Annotated in this window: 7 protein-coding genes; 1 reads left to right on the forward strand and 6 read right to left on the reverse strand. The window is 59.8% G+C overall.

Annotation, left to right across the window (positions count from 1 at the left end; genetic code table 11):
- Positions 1 to 30 precede the first annotated feature (30 nt).
- The 5 genes from ispG to FY152_11960 form a co-directional block, all read right to left on the reverse strand.
- Positions 31 to 1281 carry a flavodoxin-dependent (E)-4-hydroxy-3-methylbut-2-enyl-diphosphate synthase gene (gene ispG / locus FY152_11940; GenBank protein ID UXS32770.1) on the reverse strand — a complete coding sequence of 417 codons (1251 nt, stop codon included), beginning with the start codon at positions 1279 to 1281 and terminating at the stop codon, positions 31 to 33.
- 120 nt (positions 1282 to 1401) lie between these two features.
- Entirely contained in the window at positions 1402 to 2592 is a 1191-nt protein-coding gene (locus FY152_11945; GenBank protein UXS32771.1) for an MFS transporter, read from the reverse strand.
- A gap of 12 nt (positions 2593 to 2604) precedes the next feature.
- Positions 2605 to 3405 carry a DeoR/GlpR transcriptional regulator gene (locus FY152_11950; protein UXS32772.1) on the reverse strand — a complete coding sequence of 267 codons (801 nt, stop codon included), beginning with the start codon at positions 3403 to 3405 and terminating at the stop codon, positions 2605 to 2607.
- Positions 3406 to 3532: 127 nt separating this feature from the next.
- Positions 3533 to 6994 (reverse strand): pyruvate carboxylase, encoded by a 3462-nt coding sequence (pyc, locus tag FY152_11955; GenBank protein UXS32773.1) that lies wholly within the window; start codon positions 6992 to 6994, stop codon positions 3533 to 3535.
- Between the two features lie 106 nt (positions 6995 to 7100).
- Positions 7101 to 7838 carry a LuxR family transcriptional regulator gene (locus FY152_11960; protein UXS32774.1) on the reverse strand — a complete coding sequence of 246 codons (738 nt, stop codon included), beginning with the start codon at positions 7836 to 7838 and terminating at the stop codon, positions 7101 to 7103.
- A gap of 337 nt (positions 7839 to 8175) precedes the next feature.
- Between FY152_11960 and FY152_11965 the strand changes: the two genes are divergently transcribed.
- A complete protein-coding gene (locus tag FY152_11965) occupies positions 8176 to 9939 on the forward strand; it encodes a glucan ABC transporter ATP-binding protein/ permease (protein UXS32775.1) in 1764 nt (587 codons plus the stop codon).
- A gap of 531 nt (positions 9940 to 10470) precedes the next feature.
- Here the strand turns inward: FY152_11965 and FY152_11970 are convergent.
- On the reverse strand, positions 10471 to 18966 hold the full coding sequence (locus FY152_11970; GenBank protein ID UXS32776.1) for a protein ndvB: 8496 nt from the start codon (positions 18964 to 18966) through the stop codon (positions 10471 to 10473).
- Positions 18967 to 19349 lie beyond the last annotated feature (383 nt).

Here is a 19349-nt window from a genome sequence, read left to right on the forward strand (position 1 = left end):
AGTGGAATTCCGGCCTTTTCACGGTACTCTTTACTCCGCCGCATCTTTCCGGCCAAAACGCTTTTCGATGTAATCGGCGACAAGCGCTTCGAAATCGCCGGCAATGTTGGGACCACGCAGGGTGAGCGCCTTTTCTCCGTCGATGAAGACCGGTGCTGCCGGGCTTTCGCCGGTACCGGGCAGGGAAATGCCGATATCGGCATGTTTGCTTTCACCCGGACCGTTGACGATACAGCCCATGACGGCGACATTCAGCGCCTCGACACCGGGATATTTGTCACGCCAGATCGGCATGTTCTTGCGAATGTCGTTCTGAATGTTCTGGGCAAGTTCCTGAAACACGGTGGACGTGGTGCGCCCGCAGCCAGGACATGCCGCAACGACCGGAATGAACTGGCGAAAACCCATGACCTGCAGCAGTTCCTGCGCCACCTGGACCTCGCGGGTGCGGTCGCCATTCGGCTCCGGCGTCAGCGAAACGCGGATCGTGTCACCGATGCCATGCTGCAGCACATAACCCATGGCGGCGGAAGAGGCGACAATACCCTTGGAACCCATGCCCGCTTCGGTAAGACCGAGATGCAAGGCGTGGTTGGACCGCTCAGACAGCATCGAATAGACGGCGATCAGGTCCTGCACCTGGCTGACCTTGGCCGAAAGAATGATACGGTTACGCGGCAGGCCGATCTCTTCGGCAAGCTCGGCGGAAATAAGCGCCGACTGCACGATGGCCTCACGCGTGACCTGACGGGCGGAGAGCGGAAAACCCTCCTCCTTGTTCCTGTCCATCAGCGCGGTCAGCAATTCCTGGTCAAGCGACCCCCAGTTGACACCGATGCGAACCGGCTTGTCATAGCGGATCGCCATTTCGATGATTTCGCCGAACTGTTTGTCCTTCTTGTCCTTGAAACCGACATTGCCCGGATTGATGCGGTACTTCGCCAGCGCCTCGGCGCAGGCCGGGTAATCGGCCAGAAGCTTGTGGCCGATATAATGGAAATCGCCGATCAACGGCACATCCATGCCCAGACGCAGCAGCCGCTCGCGGATTTTCGGCACCGCTGCGGCGCTCTCATCCCGGTCGACGGTAATGCGCACCATTTCCGAACCGGCCCGGAAAAGGGCCGCCACCTGCTGCACGGTGGCATCGATATCCGCCGTGTCGGTATTGGTCATCGACTGTACGACAACGGGCGCACCACCCCCCACGATGACGCCGCCCACGTCGACGGCGACGGATGCGCGGCGGGGCTTTGGATCGTAATCGGCATGTGACGTCATGGCGGTCTCTGGAGCTTGCGGCAAGGTCTGGCAATTGAGGTGAAACAAGGGGGCCTGCTTGTCAACACCCAACGCATAAGAGCTTCTACTTTACCGCAATCATGGCAAAATTCGAGACGCCTATTCTTTGCCCGCACCATCCGCGTGCCGGGCGAGCCGCGAAAGCAGCAAAACCACCACATGCAGCAACGGCAGAGCGAGAAAGACGCTGGCAAGCCCGGTATGTTCGGCAATGAAGCCGATGGCCGAGGGCGCCACCAGAATGCCGGAATAACCCATGGTGGTGACGACCGACAGGCCTATGCCAGGCGCCAGCCCCGGCATATTGCCGGCCGCCGAAAAAGCGATCGGCACCATGTTGGAGATACCGATGCCGGCAATGGCGAAACCGATGATCACGAAAGTGGAATTTCCCGCAAGGCCGGCAATCAGAAGACCGGTGATCGACATGACCGAGCAGAAACGCAAGGTCCGGACGGCCCCGAACCTGTCGCGCACCAGATCGCCGGCGAAACGCATGATCGCCATGGTCATGGAAAATGCCGCGAAAGCGAAACCGGACTGAGATACGGAAGCACCGAGTTCGTTACGCAGATAAAGAGCGCCCCAATCGAGGATCGCACCTTCCGGGATCATCGAAAACAGCGCCATCAGGCCAATGATCCACGGCAGGGGTGTCAGCGGCAAGCCGCCCTTCGGGCGCTCTTCCTCGGCGTGCGGACGATCCGCAAGAACACGCGGCCACGCAATAACCAGCAGGATGAGGGCGATAATCGTCAGCGCAATCGCATGCCCCTGAACGCCGATGGCTGTGATGAGGTAACCGCCAAGACCGGCACCGATCAGGCCGCCGAGGCTCCAGAAGGCATGGCACGACGACATAATGGCGCGGCGCATGTCACGCTCGACAGCCACGGCATTGGCGTTCATGGCGACATCCATGGCCCCCGTCAGACCGCCAAACAGGAAAACCGCAATCACCCCCGCCCAGATTGTGCCTGCCCAGGAGATGAAAAGCAGTGTCGGCAGAAAGATTGCCGCAGTCACAAGGCTGACCGTGCGCGATCCGAAACGCGCAATCTGGGAACCGGCGATCGGCATGAAAACCAGTGAACCAATACCAAAAACCAGAATGATCAGGCCAAGTGCACTCTCACTGAGCGATAAACGCGCCGCAAATTCCGGAATCTTCGGAGCCCAAGACCCCATCATGAAACCGTTCATCAAAAACAGCAGGGACACGCCAAGCCTGTGACGCGTCAGATAGGATGAGCGCTTCACCGTCGGCGAAAATGTCGTGGGGCCATTCATCGGCAATATCCTTCAGACTTGACCATGGGAAAATCGAACGGCGTCATCATCGCCGCAATGAAGCTGTACGCCTCTTGCCGACAGCGCCTCGATCAGTGCCGGGTCGGCATCATGTTCGAGTACGAGGGAAAGAGGCGGTGAAAAATCATGCACGTGAAAGGCCGCTCTGTGGCCAAGCTTTTCCGTGGTAACGGCGGCGACAATCCGCTGGCTGGCGCTACAGGCAAGCCGCTTGAACACCGCATCCTCGAAAACATCCGCCGACAGGCCGGTCTCCTCCGCAACGCCGCAAACGCCGAGAATACACAGATCGGGTCGCATCAGCTCCAGTTGCCGCAACGCCATGGCGTCGATCGCAGCACCAACCGCCGGATCGACCTTACCGCCGATCAGCACCAGATCGATATCGGCCCGCCCCGTGAGTTCAGCGGCAATGGCCGGCGTATTCGTCACGACAGTCAGGTTGATACCGGCGGGGATAGCTCTTGCAATGGCCAGATTGGTGGAGCCGGCATCGATGAAGACAACCATGCCTGGCGCGAGAAGCGGAACCGCTGCACGCGCCAGAGAGGCCTTGCGGTCGGCATCCTCGGCAATCCGCGTCTTCAACGGCACCGTTTTGCTATCGGAAAGCAGCGCTCCGCCATAAACGCGCAGGCATTCGCCACGTGCCGCCATCTCGCGCAGATCCCGGCGGACGGTATCTTCGGAAACGCCGAAATTCTGGGCCAGATCCTGCGCAAGCACACGACCACTTTGCCGCAGCTGCGCGAGAATGAGCGCCTGCCGCTCGCTGACAAAATGATCGCTCATGGAAACTCATGCATAAACAGGAATAAACGTGCACGAACAGGCATATTCGAGTTTTGACGAATACGCAACAGCAAAACGCCCGCCGGAAGGCGGGCGTCTAACTCGTAACTGACGATAGGAAACGCCCTTATTCGGCGTATGATATCAGCAGATCCTTGGCGTCGATCTGATCGCCTGGCTTGACGAGAACTTCGGCGATCTTGCCCTCGCGCTCCGCATGAAGCGCCGTTTCCATCTTCATCGCTTCGATGGAGAGCAGCACGTCGCCGGCCTTGACCTCCTGTCCCTGATTAACGAAGACGCGGCTGATCACGCCCGGCATAGGCGCACCGATATGCGTGCCATTGCCGAGTTCCGCCTTACGGCGCACGGCGGAACCGGAAGCGCCATGGGCACGGTCCGGCACCTTGATTCGACGAGGCTGACCATTGATCTCGAAGAAGACTGTCACCATGCCCTTGTCGTCAGTGCCGGATGAAGCCTGATTGACGATAACCAGCGTTTTGCCGCGTTCAATATCGGCAAACAGCTCCTCGCCATCCTCCATGCCGTAGAAGTAGGCATCGGTAGGCAGCACGGAAACGGGACCATAGGTCTCGGCGGTAAGCGCGAAGTCCGTGAACACCTTCGGATACATCAGATAGGACGCGAACTCGAAATCATCGACCTTACGCTCCAGCTTCGTCTCGATCGTCTTTCTTTCGGCATCGAGATCGGCATCCGCCAGCAACGAACCAGGACGAACCGTGTAGGGAGCCTCGCCTTTCAGCGCCTTTTTCTGCAGGGCCTCCGGCCAGCCACCCGGTGACTGCCCAAGATCGCCCTTCAGCATCGACACCACGGAGTCAGGGAAAGACACCTCACGGTCGGGATTCTCGACATCGGCAACCGTGAGATCCTGGCTCACCATCATGAGCGCCATATCGCCGACGACCTTGGAAGACGGCGTTACCTTGACGATATCGCCGAACATCCGGTTGGCATCGGCATAGGCCTGCGCCACCTCGTGCCAACGGCTCTCGAGACCGAGCGAGCGGGCCTGTTCCTTGAGATTGGTGAACTGCCCGCCCGGCATTTCATGCAGATAGACTTCCGAGGCCGGTCCCTTCAGATCGCTTTCAAAAGCCGCATATTGATTGCGCACGGCCTCCCAGTAGAAGGAAATGCGGCGGATCCATTCGGTATCGAGACCCGTATCCCGTTCCGACCCAGCAAGTGCCTCCACAATGGAGCCGAGGCATGGCTGCGACGTGTTGCCGGAGAAGGCATCCATCGCCGCATCCACGGCATCGACGCCCGCATCCACGGCAGCAAGAACAGTCGCGGCGGAAATGCCCGATGTATCATGGGTGTGGAAATGGATCGGCAGACCGGTCGCCTCACGCAGGGCCTTGAACAGAACCTTGGCGGCGGCCGGTTTCAACAGGCCCGCCATATCCTTGACGGCGATGATATGCGCACCGGCCTTTTCCAGCTCGGCGGCAAGGCTGGTATAATATTTGAGATCGTATTTCGGGCGCGCCGAATTCAGCAGATCGCCGGTATAGCAGATGGTCGCCTCGCAGAGCTTGTTCTCCTCGGCGATCGCATCCATCGAGACGCGCATATTCTCCACCCAGTTCAGGCAGTCGAAGACGCGGAAAAGATCGACCCCGCCCCTTGCTGCCTGACGAACGAAATATTTCACAACGTTGTCGGGATAGTTCTTGTAACCGACGCCGTTTGCGCCGCGCAACAGCATTTGCAGCAGCAGGTTCGGCGCGCCTTCGCGGATCAGGGCAAGACGCTCCCATGGGTCTTCCGTCAGGAAGCGCATGGAGACATCGAAGGTCGCACCACCCCAGCATTCCAGCGACAGAAGCTCAGGCAGCGCCTTGGCATAAACGCTGGCGACGCGGGCGATATCATGCGTGCGAACGCGAGTCGCCAGAAGCGACTGGTGCCCGTCGCGCATGGTCGTGTCGGTGACCAGCACACGCTTTTCATTGCGCATCCAGTCCGCAAAGCCTTTCGGGCCGAGCTTGTCCAGCAGCTGCTTGGTGCCGTCGGGCGTCGGCGCATCGATATAGGGCACGACGGGCTTTGCCGCCTTTTCGGACGGCCTGGCGCGACCCTTGGTTTCCGGGTGGCCGTTGACCGTCACATCGGCAAGATAGGTCAGAAGCTTGGTGGCGCGGTCCTGACGCTTGACCTGTGCGAAGAGCTCCGGCGTCGAATCGATGAAACGCGTCGTATAGGTATTGTTGCGGAAGCTGTCGTGACCGATGATGGCTTCGAGGAAGGTCAGGTTGGTGGCGACGCCGCGGATACGGAATTCGCGCAGCGCGCGGTCCATGCGGTTGATCGCCTCATCCGGTCGCGGCGCCCAGGCCGTCACCTTGACGAGCAGCGGATCGTAATAGCGCGTAATGACAGCACCGGTATAGGACGTGCCGCCGTCCAGACGGATGCCGAAGCCCGAAGCGGAGCGGTAAGCGGTGATACGGCCATAATCCGGAATGAAGTTGTGTTCCGGATCTTCCGTGGTGATGCGGCACTGCAGCGCATGCCCGTTGAGGCGGATATCTTCCTGCTTCGGCACACCCGATTCCGGCGTGCCGATTGCGGCCCCCTCCAGAATATGGATCTGCGCCTTGACGATATCAATACCGGTCACGACTTCGGTGACGGTATGCTCCACCTGAATGCGTGGATTGACCTCGATGAAGTAGAACTTGCCGGTATCGGCATCCATCAGATATTCGACCGTGCCGGCGCCGATATAATTTGTCGCGGCAGCGATCTTCAGCGAATAGGCCGCCAGCTCCTGGCGTTGCGCTTCGCTGAGATATGGTGCCGGCGCACGCTCGACCACCTTCTGGTTACGACGCTGGATCGAACAATCGCGCTCGAACAGATGTACGACGTTTCCATGCGTATCGCCGAGAACCTGGCTCTCGACGTGGCGGGCGCGCTCGACCAGCTTTTCGAGATAGACCTCGTCCTTGCCGAAGGCGGCCTTCGCTTCGCGCTTGGCCTCGGTCACTTCACGCGCCAGGTCTTCCTTTTTGCGGATGGCGCGCATGCCGCGGCCGCCGCCGCCCCAGGAGGCCTTCAGCATGACGGGATAGCCGATTTCCTCGGCCATGCGCTCCACTTCCGATATATCGTCCGGCAGCGGATCGGTGGCGGGAACGACGGGCACATCAACAGAAATCGCCAGATTGCGGGCAGCCACCTTGTTGCCGAGCTGGCGCATCGTATCCGCGGTCGGTCCAATGAAGGTTATGCCGGCCTTGTTGCAGGCCTCCACGAATTCCGGGCTTTCCGACAGAAGGCCGTAACCGGGATGGATCGCGTCGGCTCCGGAAAGCTTGGCAACGCGGATAACCTCTTCGATCGAAAGATAACTTTCAATCGGCCCCATATCCTTGGCGAGATGTGGCCCTCTGCCGACCTGATAGGATTCGTCCGCCTTGAAGCGGTGCAAAGACAGCTTGTCCTCTTCCGCCCAAATCGCAACGGTTTTAATCCCAAGCTCGTTGGCTGCCCGGAAAACGCGGATCGCAATTTCGGATCGGTTGGCAACAAGTATTTTCGATATTTTCAAGACGGTCTCCCCACACGCCAAAACAAAATTTCTGCTGCACTGCGGAATTAAGCAGCAAAACCCGGTCTTGGAAAGGGCAATTCGGGAGAGAACCGTCCTGTCGCCGCTAGCTCAGCAAGCCATGGCGAAAAGCAAGCGCGACCGTATGCTGCCGGTTCTTGGCGCTGAACCGGCGCTGGATTCCGTTGATATACCAGTCGACCGTGTGGTTGGAGATCGATAGCTGGCGTCCGATTTCCGTCGAGGTCATGCCGTCCGCCATCAGCGTCAGCACTTCCATTTCCCGTTTTGTAAGCTCGAGAGCGGAAACGTCCGGGCCATTGTTGAGGCCATGGGCCTGACCCGAAAGGTCGAGCAGGCGCCAGAACACGGCACGCGTGGCCGCATCCAGCAGCTCCACCTGAAGCAAAGGCAATTGCCGGTCCTGGCCGCCAATGAACACCGCGCCGATAAATCCCGCGCGTCCGTGCACGGGAAAGGCATAACCGCCCTGCAGGCCATATCGACCGGCATCGTTAAAAAAGACGCTCGCCCTTTTTCGATGCATGGCGCGGGGCAGGCCCTCCAGGGCCTCTTTCCACTGGAACGGCTTGTGGACCATGCCGATCACTTTACGGACGGGATCGACGAGATTGTATTTCTTGGCCCTGTAGACCTCGATCCAGCCTTCCGGCAGATGTTGTGCGAGAATCTGGCCGGTGGAGGCAAGCTCCCCGGTCATCCGCCTGCTGACAAGGAAGTATTCGAAACCATATTCGCGAATAAGGGTCACGAATTCGGAACGAACGCGGTCGGCGCTTCCCGCCTGGTAACATGCAGAGATGAAGTGAAGAATATCATGCATAAAGACACATGGCCCGGAACTTGGCTTGAAAGGAATGACCGAAGGACATGGTCCCGCGATGACGTCATGTTACTCGGGCGCCGGTCGGATGAGATTGATCATGTCATCGTTAGCAATCCCTGAAACGAACATGCAAAATCTTGTGACGGCGTCCCCTGGAGATATCGGGTTCGTTTTTTTCGGTTCGCATGCGCGGTCAGTTTGTTAAGCCGCCATTCAGACAGAAAGAGCGATAATTACACAAATTTCGCCGTCTCATGCAACCTTGCTAAAGAAGCATTGCCTTGAGACCGAACAATCAACCGCTCGAAAAAGATGCCCGGACTGGATTGAAAATTTGACTTTGTTTCAGGTTTACACACGCGCTCTGCGCTATCTGACCGTACATAAATGGCGTGTGACGGTGGTTGTCATCGCCAACGTCATTCTTGCGGCGATCACCATTGCCGAACCCGTGCTGTTCGGCCGGATCATCGACGCCATTTCTTCCGGCACCAACGTCACGCCCATTCTCATTCTCTGGGCGGGCTTCGGCGTCTTCAATACCGTCGCTTACGTTGCTGTCGCACGCGAGGCGGACCGGCTGGCGCATGGCCGCCGTGCAACGCTGCTGACGGAAGCCTTCGGGCGCATCATTTCGATGCCGCTCTCCTGGCACCATCAGCGCGGCACGTCCAACGCCCTGCATACGCTGCTGCGCGCCAGCGAGACGCTGTTTGGCCTCTGGCTGGAATTCATGCGCACCCATCTGGCAACCTTCGTGGCACTCGTGCTGCTTGTCCCGACAGCCATGTCCATGGACCTGCGCCTCAGCTTCGTTCTGATTGGCCTCGGCATCGTCTACTGGTTCATCGGCAAATGGGTGATGGGCCGCACCAAGGACGGCCAGGCTTCGGTCGAAGAGCACTATCACAGCGTTTTTGCCCATGTCAGCGATTCCATCAGCAACGTGTCGGTGCTGCATAGCTACAACCGCATCGAAGCCGAAACGAAGGCGCTGAAATCCTTCACCGAGAAGCTGCTGAGCGCCCAGTATCCGGTGCTCGACTGGTGGGCTTTCGCCAGCGCGCTGAACCGTACGGCCTCCACCGTTTCAATGATGATCATCCTCGTCATCGGCACGGTATTGGTGAAAAACGGCGAGTTGCGCGTCGGCGACGTCATTGCCTTCATCGGTTTTGCCAATCTTCTGATCGGCAGGCTCGACCAGATGCGCCAGTTCGTGACGCAGATTTTCGAGGCCCGCGCCAAGCTCGAGGACTTCTTCGTGCTGGAAGATTCCGTCAAGGAACGGGAAGAACCGGGCGATGCGCGCGAATTGTCGAATGTCTCCGGCACGGTGGAGTTCCGCAACATCAACTTCGGCTTCGCCAACACAAAGCAGGGCGTTCACGACGTTTCGTTCACCGCCAAGGCCGGACAGACCATTGCAATCGTCGGGCCGACAGGTGCGGGCAAGACCACGCTCATCAACCTTCTGCAGCGTGTCTACGATCCGGATTCCGGCCAGATTCTGATCGATGGAACCGATATTTCGACGGTGACCAAGAATTCGCTCAGAAACTCCATCGCCACCGTGTTTCAGGATGCCGGCCTTTTGAACCGTTCCATCCGTGAGAACATCCGCCTCGGTCGCGAATCGGCCACGGATGCGGAAGTGATGGAAGCGGCAGCCGCCGCGGCAGCGACGGATTTCATCGATAGTCGCATCAATGGCTACCTGACGCAGGTGGGCGAACGCGGCAACCGCCTGTCCGGCGGCGAACGCCAGCGCATCGCCATCGCCCGCGCCATTCTGAAGAACGCCCCCATTCTGGTTCTCGATGAGGCAACCAGCGCGCTGGACGTGGAAACGGAAGCACGCGTGAAGGCCGCGGTGGACGCGCTCAGAATGAATCGCACGACCTTCATCATCGCCCACCGCCTTTCCACGGTTCGCGATGCCGATCTGGTGCTGTTCCTCGATCAGGGCCGTATCATCGAAAAGGGCACATTTGATGAACTCAGCCAACGCGGCGGACGCTTCACCTCGCTGCTGCGCACCAGCGGCCTTTTGACGGAAGACGAAGGCCAGCCCCGGCCGAAAGCTATCGCTTCCTGAGAATTTGGATAATCGAATACAGAGAGGGCGGACACCGTGTTGTCCGCCCTTTTTCTTTGTCCGCTTTGTGAGTGTTGCGCTGCGGCGGACATGATCTCTTTACCCGCGCGAACAATGTTTGCCCCAGACTGGTCCCACAGACATTCCGTCATGCGGCAATTGATGTCCCCTCCCACGATAATCACTTGGGGGAAGTCTCGGCTTATAATAGCGAAGGGAGAGCGACGCGTGCCGTGACAGGAGCGCACGAGTGACACAAAGGTCACCGGACGCTACGCGCTCAAAGATTGCTGACAAAGCCTTGCCGACTCGGTTCGCCATGCTCGGACCTGTCCGGGCATCCGCGATGTAGTGATTTTATCGTATTTGATTACATCCTCGACCGAGGACGACGTTGCATTTCTCAAAAGGCTGGGGTGCCACGCGACCATGCAAAACCAAACAAATATCAGAGGCGAGGCAGCTCATAAAAATTCAGGCCCCTGCGTCACCGCAGGAGCCTGGCTTTAAAAGCGCGTAAAATCGGTCGTCTCAATCGAAGGGGATCACCCGATCGTCTGCCGAGAGCGGCTTGCCATCGACGGATACGGAGACGTCCGCTGTGCCGGCCTTGCGGCTGACGGCAATGTCCTTCGCCTTTCCGTCGAGCGTGATCTTCACCGAGAAACCGCTCCAGTCCTCCGGCAGCGATGGCGAGATGTGAAGCTTGCCGTCGGTGCGGGTGATGCCGAGAATACCTTCGACTGCCGCACGGTAGAGCCAGCCGGCTGAACCCGTGTACCAGCTCCAGCCACCACGGCCCGCATAAGCGCCTTCACCGTAGACATCCGCAGTCACCACATAGGGTTCGACCCGATAGGTTTCCGACGCTGCCGCATCGAGCGCATGATTGACGGGGTTGAGCAGCTTGAAGCAGTTCCATGCCTCCTGCGCCCTACCCTGCTTGGCAAGGGCGAGAACCACCCAGGTTGCCGCATGGGTATATTGTCCGCCGTTTTCGCGCACACCCGGCGGATATCCCTTGATGTAGCCCGGATCATGCGGCGCCCGCGAGAAGGGCGGCGTAAACAGCCTGATAATACCGGTCTGCTCATCGACCAGATGCTCCATGACGGCATCCATTGCCTGCCGCGACCGAGCCTCTTCACCCTCGCCGGAGAGAACGCTCCAGCTCTGGCCGAGTGAATCGATCCGGCATTCCTCGCTTTCGGTGGAACCGAGCGGCGTGCCGTCATCGAAATAACCACGCCGATAATAGCTGCCGTCCCAACCCGCTGTTTCGAGAACATTGCGCAGCTTTTCCCGATGCGCCGTCCATTTGCCGACACGGTCAGCATCGCCACGCTTCTCGGCGATCCCGATGAAATCACGCAGGGCCCCGGCCAGGAACCAACCGAGCCACACGCTGGTGCCCTTACCGCCAACACCAACACGGTTCATGCCGTCGTTCCAGTCACCGCCGAGGATCAGCGGCAGGCCGTTTTCGCCGGTGCGATGGATGGCAAGATCGAGCGCCAGCGCCGCATGTTCGTAAAGTGTGACGGACCTGTCGCTCGTCTCCGGCTGGAAGAAAGCATCATGCTGGCCAGGCATCAATGCCGGACCTTTCAGGAAGGGAATGCTTTCATCGAGGATGGCGGCATCACCCGTGGCCGAGACATATTGGTTGATCGCATAAGCAAGCCAAACCACGTCGTCCGAAATGGTGGTGCGAACACCGGCGCCCGTCAGCGGCAGCCACCAGTGCTGCACATCGCCTTCAGGGAACTGGCGGCCTGCCGCGCGCAGGATCTGCTTGCGGGCGAGATCCGGCTGGTAGAGCAGGAAGGCCAGCGTATCCTGAAGCTGGTCGCGGAAGCCGAAGGCACCGCTCGACTGGTAGAAGGCCGTGCGCGCCAGAATGCGGCAGGCAAGCGCCTGATAGGGTAGCCAGTTATTGACCATGTGGTTGAAGCCGGCATCCGGCGTGGAAACCTGCAACTGCCCGGTAAAGCCCGTCCAGAACGCCTTGCTTTCGTCCAGCACCGTCTGGAAGTCCGCCTGGCGAACATCCTTCACCAGCGCTTCGGCCTCTTCCGCATTGTCGGCATCACCAAGAATGAAGGTCATGTGCCGTTCTTCGCCGGGCTTCAGGTGGATTTCCTGCATCAGTGCGGCACAGGGATCGCCGTCGACCTCGGTGCTGCCGCTGAGTGCGGCACCGGACACGATGCCCTGCGGCGCCTGCGCCGACCCGAAGCGACCGATGAATTCCCGGCGGCTGGTGGTGAAGCCGCTAGCCTCACTGTCGAGCGTCAGGAACGCCGTGCGGGCGCTATAGTCGATGCTGTAGGGGTTCGACGCGAAGATGGCGTTATTGCCGGCATCGTGCCTGCTCAGAATGAACGGCGCGGATTTCTGGCCGTTATTGCCGAGCACCCATTCCACATAGGCGTAAACCTTCAGGCGGCGGCTTTTCGATCCCTTGTTGCGAACGATGACCTGCGAGAGCTTGACCGGTTTTTCACGGTCCACGGTCTGCGTCAGCTCCACCTCCAGCGTATCCGCCACGCCCGTCAGCACGGAGTAACCGAGACCATGGCGGGTTTCGAACATGGCTTCGGGATCGCGCGACAGCGCGGCACATGGCGTATAGAGCTTTCCTGTCTCCACATCGGCGACATAGAAGGCCTCACCCGGCCGGTTGATGACCGGGTCGTTGCTCCAGGGCGTCAGCTGGTAGTCGCGTGAATTGCGGCTCCAGCTAAAACCGGCGCCTTCGGCCGAAATATGGAAGCCGAAATTCTCGTTCGAGATGACGTTGATCCACGGATGCGGCGTCGACTGCCCGCCATTGAGGCGCACGACATATTCCTGACCGCTTCTGGCAAAACCGCCGAAACCGTTCCAGAAATCGAGATCACCCGCATCCTCCACCGGCTCCGCAACAGGGAAGACCGGCACAGGCAGACGGGCCTGCGCGGCGTCGCTTGTGCCGTCGGGGCCGCGATGGGCCGCAAACAGCGATACCGCACGGTTGATCTGGTCGACGATCTTGCCGTTACGGACATGGAGAACGACGCGGGAGGCGGCGAGAAGCGCGCTCCAGGTCTCTTCATCCATCAGGTCACGGCGCACCGAGAAGACGTGCGGACGTCCGCCATCGGCGGGATTGATGCGGCGTTGCGCCTCGGAAATATGATCCAGCGCATGCTGCATGTCCTGCGCATAGGACGCAGCCCGTTCGTTGACGATGACGAGATCGAAGATCACGCCGCGCGAGCGCAGATATTCATGGGCGCTCAGCGCCTCACGGGCGATATCCATATCCATATCGTCGTTGATACGCAGGCTGAAGATCGGGAAATCGCCAGAAATCGCAAGCGGCCACAAAGCGCGCTGCGAAGCGAGACCTGTTTTCAGCGTTTCCGAATCCGCACGCAGATGCATGTCGGGATAGGTCAGATAACGGCCGAGATGCTGGAAGGCGGCCGCCTGCTGCGAGGTGACGCCCACATGGCGCATCTGTACCTGCGTACGCGTCCAGGCATGCACGAGTTCATGGGCGAAGGCGTCCGGATGACGATAACGGTCGATTGCCTTGTCGACTTCCTCGCGGCTTGGCGCGGCAATCGTCCAGAAGATCACGCTCACCTTCTTGCCCGCCGGCACGCGCACGGTGCGGCGCAGCGACAGGATCGGATCAAGCGTGAAGCCGTCGGTGCTGGAAAGCGTCGCACCGGCATCGAAAGCCGCCGCTTCACGCAGCGAACGTCCGCGACCGATGAACTTGGCGCGATCCGTCTCGAATTCCGTTGGCCGCGACGGGCCGGCATTGTCGGCGGCAAGATGCGCAATGACGGTGCCGGCCTCGTTCGGACTGCGGCGGTTGCGCCAGGCGCGGATAACGTCGCCGCGCCGGCCGATCTCCGTCTGCACGAACATGCGCGAGAACAGCGGATGGGCGTTGTCGTCGTCCTCCGACGCAATCACCGGCTCCATATAGGAGGTCACTTCGATATAGCGATCCTCGGAACCGACATTGAGCAGGGTGACGCGGCGGCCCTCGGCATCATGCTCGGTGGCGACGATGCATTCGACCACGCTCTGCAGATCGCCGGTGGTTTTGTGGAATTCAGCCTTGTCGTCGGTGAAGATCGTCTTGGTCTTTTCACCTTCGATGACGCGCGGCTCCGCCGTCGCACTCCACCATTGTCCATTGGTGGTGTCGCGCAGGAAGATGAAGGTGCCCCAGCGATCCTCCGTCGGGTCGGCCTTCCAGCGGGAAATCGCCTGTCCGTTCCACTTCGAATACCCGGCACCCGTGGAGGTGAGCATGGTCGAGTAGTGGCCATTCGACAGGAACACCACTTCGCGGTCGCGCACGGCCGGGTCGGCAATGGAGCGCACTTCTGCGCGCAGGAGGTCGGCCTGTTCCTTGCCGGGAGTTTCCGGCTCGTATTTGGCGCTCATGACCGGCACTTCGCGCGGCGCCTTTTCCTGCAGCAGCAGTTCGGCGGCCTCGATCACCGGATCGGAGTGGAACAGTTCGCGCAGCACGCCGTCAAAGGCGACGTTGGCGACGGCCGCAATCGACATGCCATGGTGGTGGGCGTAATAATTGTAGACCACCGCGCAGACCTTGCCATCGGGCACACGTGTCGGCGTGAAATCCACCGCGTCGTGGAAACCGTACTGGCCGAGAGCGCCAAGCTTGCGCAGCTTGTCGAGGTTTTCGAGCGCACCGTCAGGATCATACTGGCTGGCGAGGATCGACGCATAAGGCGCGATCACCGCATTCTGGCCAAGGCCGCGCTTGAGGCCGAGCGTCGGCACACCGAAATTGGTGTACTGATAGTTCATGTTGTGATCGCGGGCGTTGAACGCCGCTTCGGAAATGCCCCATGGCGTGCCGAGACGACGGCCATGGTTCATCTGTTCCTTGACGATCAGATTGTTGGTCTGGTTGAGAATGCCACCCTGACGCTCCTGCATGACGAGCGGCGGCATCAGATATTCGAACATCGAGCCGGACCAGGAGACCAGCGCACCCTGCGCACCGATCGGCACGACCTGGCGACCGAGACGATACCAGTGCTCGGTCGGCAGATCACCCTTGGCGATGGCGAAGAGGCTCGTCAGGCGGCATTCGGACGCCAGAAGGTCGTAGCAGGCCTCATCCAGCTCCTTGCTTTCGACGCGATAGCCAATCGACAGAAGACGGCGATCCTTGCGGTAAAGGAAGGTGAAATCCATCGAGAAGGCAAGGTTACGGCTGCGGTCGCGCAGCGATGCGAGACGCTGGCGCAGCGGCTCCATATTGGTGAGGTCGATGGCGCTGTCGGAAATATGCGCTTCGCAGGATTCCACGAGCAATTGCGCCCAACGGGTCACTTCCGCGCTCTGCGCGGACTTCACCTCGTGATCAACATTGGTGGCAAGCTTCTGGATGTCGCGCGCCAGCACCGCAAGATTGATGACGCGGATGGAAGCAAATTCATGCTCGCGCTTGACCGAGGCCAGAGCGTTCGAGAAGCCGATGATGCGCTCCTCAAGGCGACGATGCAGCGGACGCAGGTTCTTGCGGTCGTCGGGCAGCGCCTTCAACGTTTCACGCAGAATGCCGGCAACATCGCCGATACCGTCAAGATTGCCCTGAAGATGCGCCGACGGCGCTTCCGCCCAATCACGGCAGGCGGACGAAACCGCGATCAGGTGGCCGGCGAGATTGCCGCTATCCACCGCCGAAACATAGCGCGGCCCAAGCGTCTGCAAGGTGTCGGTATGATACCAGTTGTAGAGATGGCCACGATGCTTTTCCATCTTCTCGACGGTCTGGATCGTGTTCTCGATCCGCTCCAGCGTATCGGCAAAGCTGATCCAGCCGAACTGGCGGGCCGAAATAATGGAAAGCAGATAAACGCCGATATTGGTGGGCGAGGTACGCGAAGCGACGATCGGCTCCGGCGTTTCCTGGAAGTTATCCGGCGGCAGGTGGTTTTCCTGCGGCGTCACGAAGGCCTCGTAATAACGCCAGGTGCGGCGTGCGATCTTGCGAAGCTCGAAGGAGACGTGTTCCGAAACGAACAGCCGGTCTTCGGTTTCAGCCGACTGGCTGACATACCAGGCAACGGCGGGGGACAGAACCCAGAGCAGCGTGAAAGGAATGCCAATCAGGAAGGCGTTGTCGCCCGGCAGCGCCGCAAACAGCAGGCCAAGCATCGCCACCACGGGCGCATGCCACATCTGGCGATAATAATCGATGATGCTGCCCTGCGCGCTCGACTGCATGCTGGCGGCGGTACGCCATTCCAGCATCAGCTTGTGGCTGACGAGCAGGCGGTAAAGCGAACGGGCAATCGCATCCGTCATCATGCAGGCGGCATCGGCGATGAAGACGATACGCAGCGCAACCTGTGCATTGGTGGCGCGGATTTCCGACCAGATGGTATGGAAATGCGCCTGCGGCACGATATCAGTGGAGCGCGGCACGAGACCGGACAGCAGGGACAGCGTGGGCGCGACGAACAGCGAGAAGATCAGCAGGATCTGCCAGATCAGCGCACCGAGCGGATCCATGAAATACCAGCCGAGGATCGAGGCGAAGAACCAGGCGATCGGCGTGAGCGAGCGACGCAGATTGTCGACCATCTTCCAGCGGCCGATGGCGGTAACGCCGCGGGCACGATCGAGGATAAAGGGCAGAAGCTGCCAGTCGCCACGCGCCCAGCGATGCTGGCGCGACACTTCCACCTCATAGCGGGTCGGGAAGTCCTCCACCAGTTCCACGTCGGTCACCAGCGCACAGCGCGCAAAGGAGCCTTCGAGCAGATCGTGGCTGAGGATGGAGTTTTCCTCGATACGGCCCTTCAGCGCCGCCTCGAAGGCATCCACATCGTAAAGACCCTTGCCGGTGAAGGTGCCTTCCGAGGTCAGGTCCTGATAGACGTCGGAAACGGTAAAGACGTAAGGATCGATACCGCGGTTGATCGAGAAGACGCGCTGGAAGACGGAGGCGTCCTTGCCGGTCGTCAGCGAGGGCGTTACCCGCGGCTGCAGCAGGCCATAGCCTTCGACAACCCGTCCGGATACCGGATCGATCACCGGACGGTTGATCGGGTGGTGCATCTTGCCGACGAGCTTGGTCACTGCATCGCGCATCAGGCGCGTATCAGCATCCAGCGTCATGACGTATTTGACATCGGCCGGGACGATGTTCGCGCCGCCGAGGAAGGTCGTATCCTTGTCGCCGCGCAGCAGCATGTTCAGTTCGTGCAGCTTGCCGCGCTTGCGCTCCCAGCCCATCCAGCAGCCTTCGGCCGGATTGTAGATGCGGCGGCGATGCAGCAGGTAAAAGCGCGTCTTGCCATCAAAGGCATAACGGCTGTTCAGCGCCGCAAGCTCGCGCTTGGCATAGTCGAGAATTTCAAGGTCATCGTCGGACTGTTCATACTGCGCATCGCGCCAGTCGCTCACCAGCGAGAAATAAATCTCGCCATGCGGATTTGCGAGATAATGCACCTCGATATTGCGCATCATCTCATCGACGCTGTCGCGGCTGGTCAGCATGCAGGGCACGGCGACCAATGTGCGGGCATCCTGCGGAATGCCGTTCTTGAACTCGTATCCGACCAGCCGGAACGGTTTCACGAAGAAGGTGACGAGGGTGTTGAAGAGGCCGGTCGCGCCTTCGGATGCCGGCAATGCGAACATCAGCAGGAAGGCGGTCACAACATACCAGGGCATGCCGGCCTGCGCCAGGAACCAGCCGACAGCGAGCATGGCGAGCGCAGTGATCAGCAGCACCGGCGCGGCGATTGCCAGCCAGTTGAACTTGCGCATCGAGCGCACGATACGCTGCGACACCAGCGGCCGGTAACCCAAAGCCTTTTCAAGCTCGAAGCGACGCTGGCCGACAAGCACGGAGCCGACATTGACGCGATGAGTTTCATCCGCACCGGCCGGCGTCTCCGAACGCGCCATTTCGACGGCGGCGCGCGCAACCTCCACTTCGGTCTTGGGAGAACGGCGCGCCAGAAGTTCGATCGTATTGCGGTAGGTGTTGCGCGAACCGAAATCGAGAACCTCGTAGTCGGTCTCTTCGCGCAGGACCTTGTCGATATGGCTGACTTCCTCGAACCACACCGACCATTCGGTATCGTCGATTTCGCGCAGGCTCTTGACGATATTGCCCATCGTCACATTGCCGGATGCCAGGCGGTTATGTTCCGACATCATGACGTTTTCGGCATCGGTGCCGGCAGCGTGAAGACGCTCTTCGAGCCAGGCCACCGCAAAACCGGAGGTCTGCGAACCGTTCCTCAGACGATAAAGGAATTGCGTCGCGAAAGTCGGGTCGTCCACCAGCGAATCGACCTGCTTGAGAAGCGCCGCCGACGCTTCCGCATCGTTCAGACGGATGATTTCATCGACGACCTCATTCGCCTTCTGGCGCATGCGGCGCGAACGCTCGACACGGATGGAGATGCGGCGAAGATTTTCGATGAGAACGAAACGGATGATCGACGGCAAAGCCCACAATTCGCCGATCTGCAACGTCTTCGAGGTCTGGTAGCCATCCACCAGCGCCGTCATGTTCTCGCGCGAAACCGTGCTGTGGGTATGGGCGACATAAAGCCAGCCGAGCGCCATGACCCGCGGGATCGTAACACCGCCCACCGTCATCGTCGGCAGCTGGCGATAGAACTTGCGCGGAAAATCGCGGCGGACTTCCTGGATCGCCTCTTCGATGACGTAGTGATTGTCGAGCAGCCATTCCGCCGCCGGCGTTATCGTCGCGCCATTTTCCGCGTCGACGGCCGTCGTGCGATAGACCCTGAGGATTTCCTTCTCGTTCTCGCGATGACGCTCGAAGAAATCGAACTCCATGAAGCCGGGAAGACTGTCGGCGCCATCGCGCGAAAGCGCGGCGCCCGCATCATGAAGTTCCTCAACCGTCATATACGACGCGCGGATCGAATCATTGTGATCGATCTGCTTCGTCTCGGAATCACGGGCGGCGGCGGTCGGGGTAATATGAAATGACATCGGGCTCGTATTCTGAACTTTATGGAGACTTGTTCGACTTGACCGGCATTTCGTCCGTGGCGGGAACACGCACGAAAATCGGGCCACGCTATATTTATGACTTATCCTGAACCTTCGGTGAACCGGACCGGACGCTGTCCGGAACGGATCGTCATGAGCAGCACATCCACAGGCGCATCATGCTGCGGTATAATTAATCCGGAATGTTCGCGAAGCTGGAGATCGGTACGGCCATCGTGTTTTCGATAGGCGGAAGAATATGCCGTCCTGCGGCCCGGCAACGCCGTTCCGACCGGATTTCGCACCCTCCCCGATGGCGAAAATTGTTCGCACAACGTCCGATAATCCCCCGTTGACAACCTGAAGGGCAACACGAACCGAGA

This window comes from Agrobacterium tumefaciens, from assembly GCA_025560025.1.
Classification (GTDB): Bacteria; Pseudomonadota; Alphaproteobacteria; order Rhizobiales; family Rhizobiaceae; genus Agrobacterium.

Coding starts and splice junctions, on each gene's coding strand:
- FY152_11945 (UXS32771.1), bottom strand. CDS start 2,592: ATGAATGGCCCCACGACATTTTCGCCGACGGTGAAGCGCTCATCCTAT.
- FY152_11970 (UXS32776.1), bottom strand. CDS start 18,966: ATGTCATTTCATATTACCCCGACCGCCGCCGCCCGTGATTCCGAGACG.
- FY152_11950 (UXS32772.1), bottom strand. CDS start 3,405: ATGAGCGATCATTTTGTCAGCGAGCGGCAGGCGCTCATTCTCGCGCAG.
- ispG (UXS32770.1), bottom strand. CDS start 1,281: ATGACGTCACATGCCGATTACGATCCAAAGCCCCGCCGCGCATCCGTC.
- FY152_11960 (UXS32774.1), bottom strand. CDS start 7,838: ATGCATGATATTCTTCACTTCATCTCTGCATGTTACCAGGCGGGAAGC.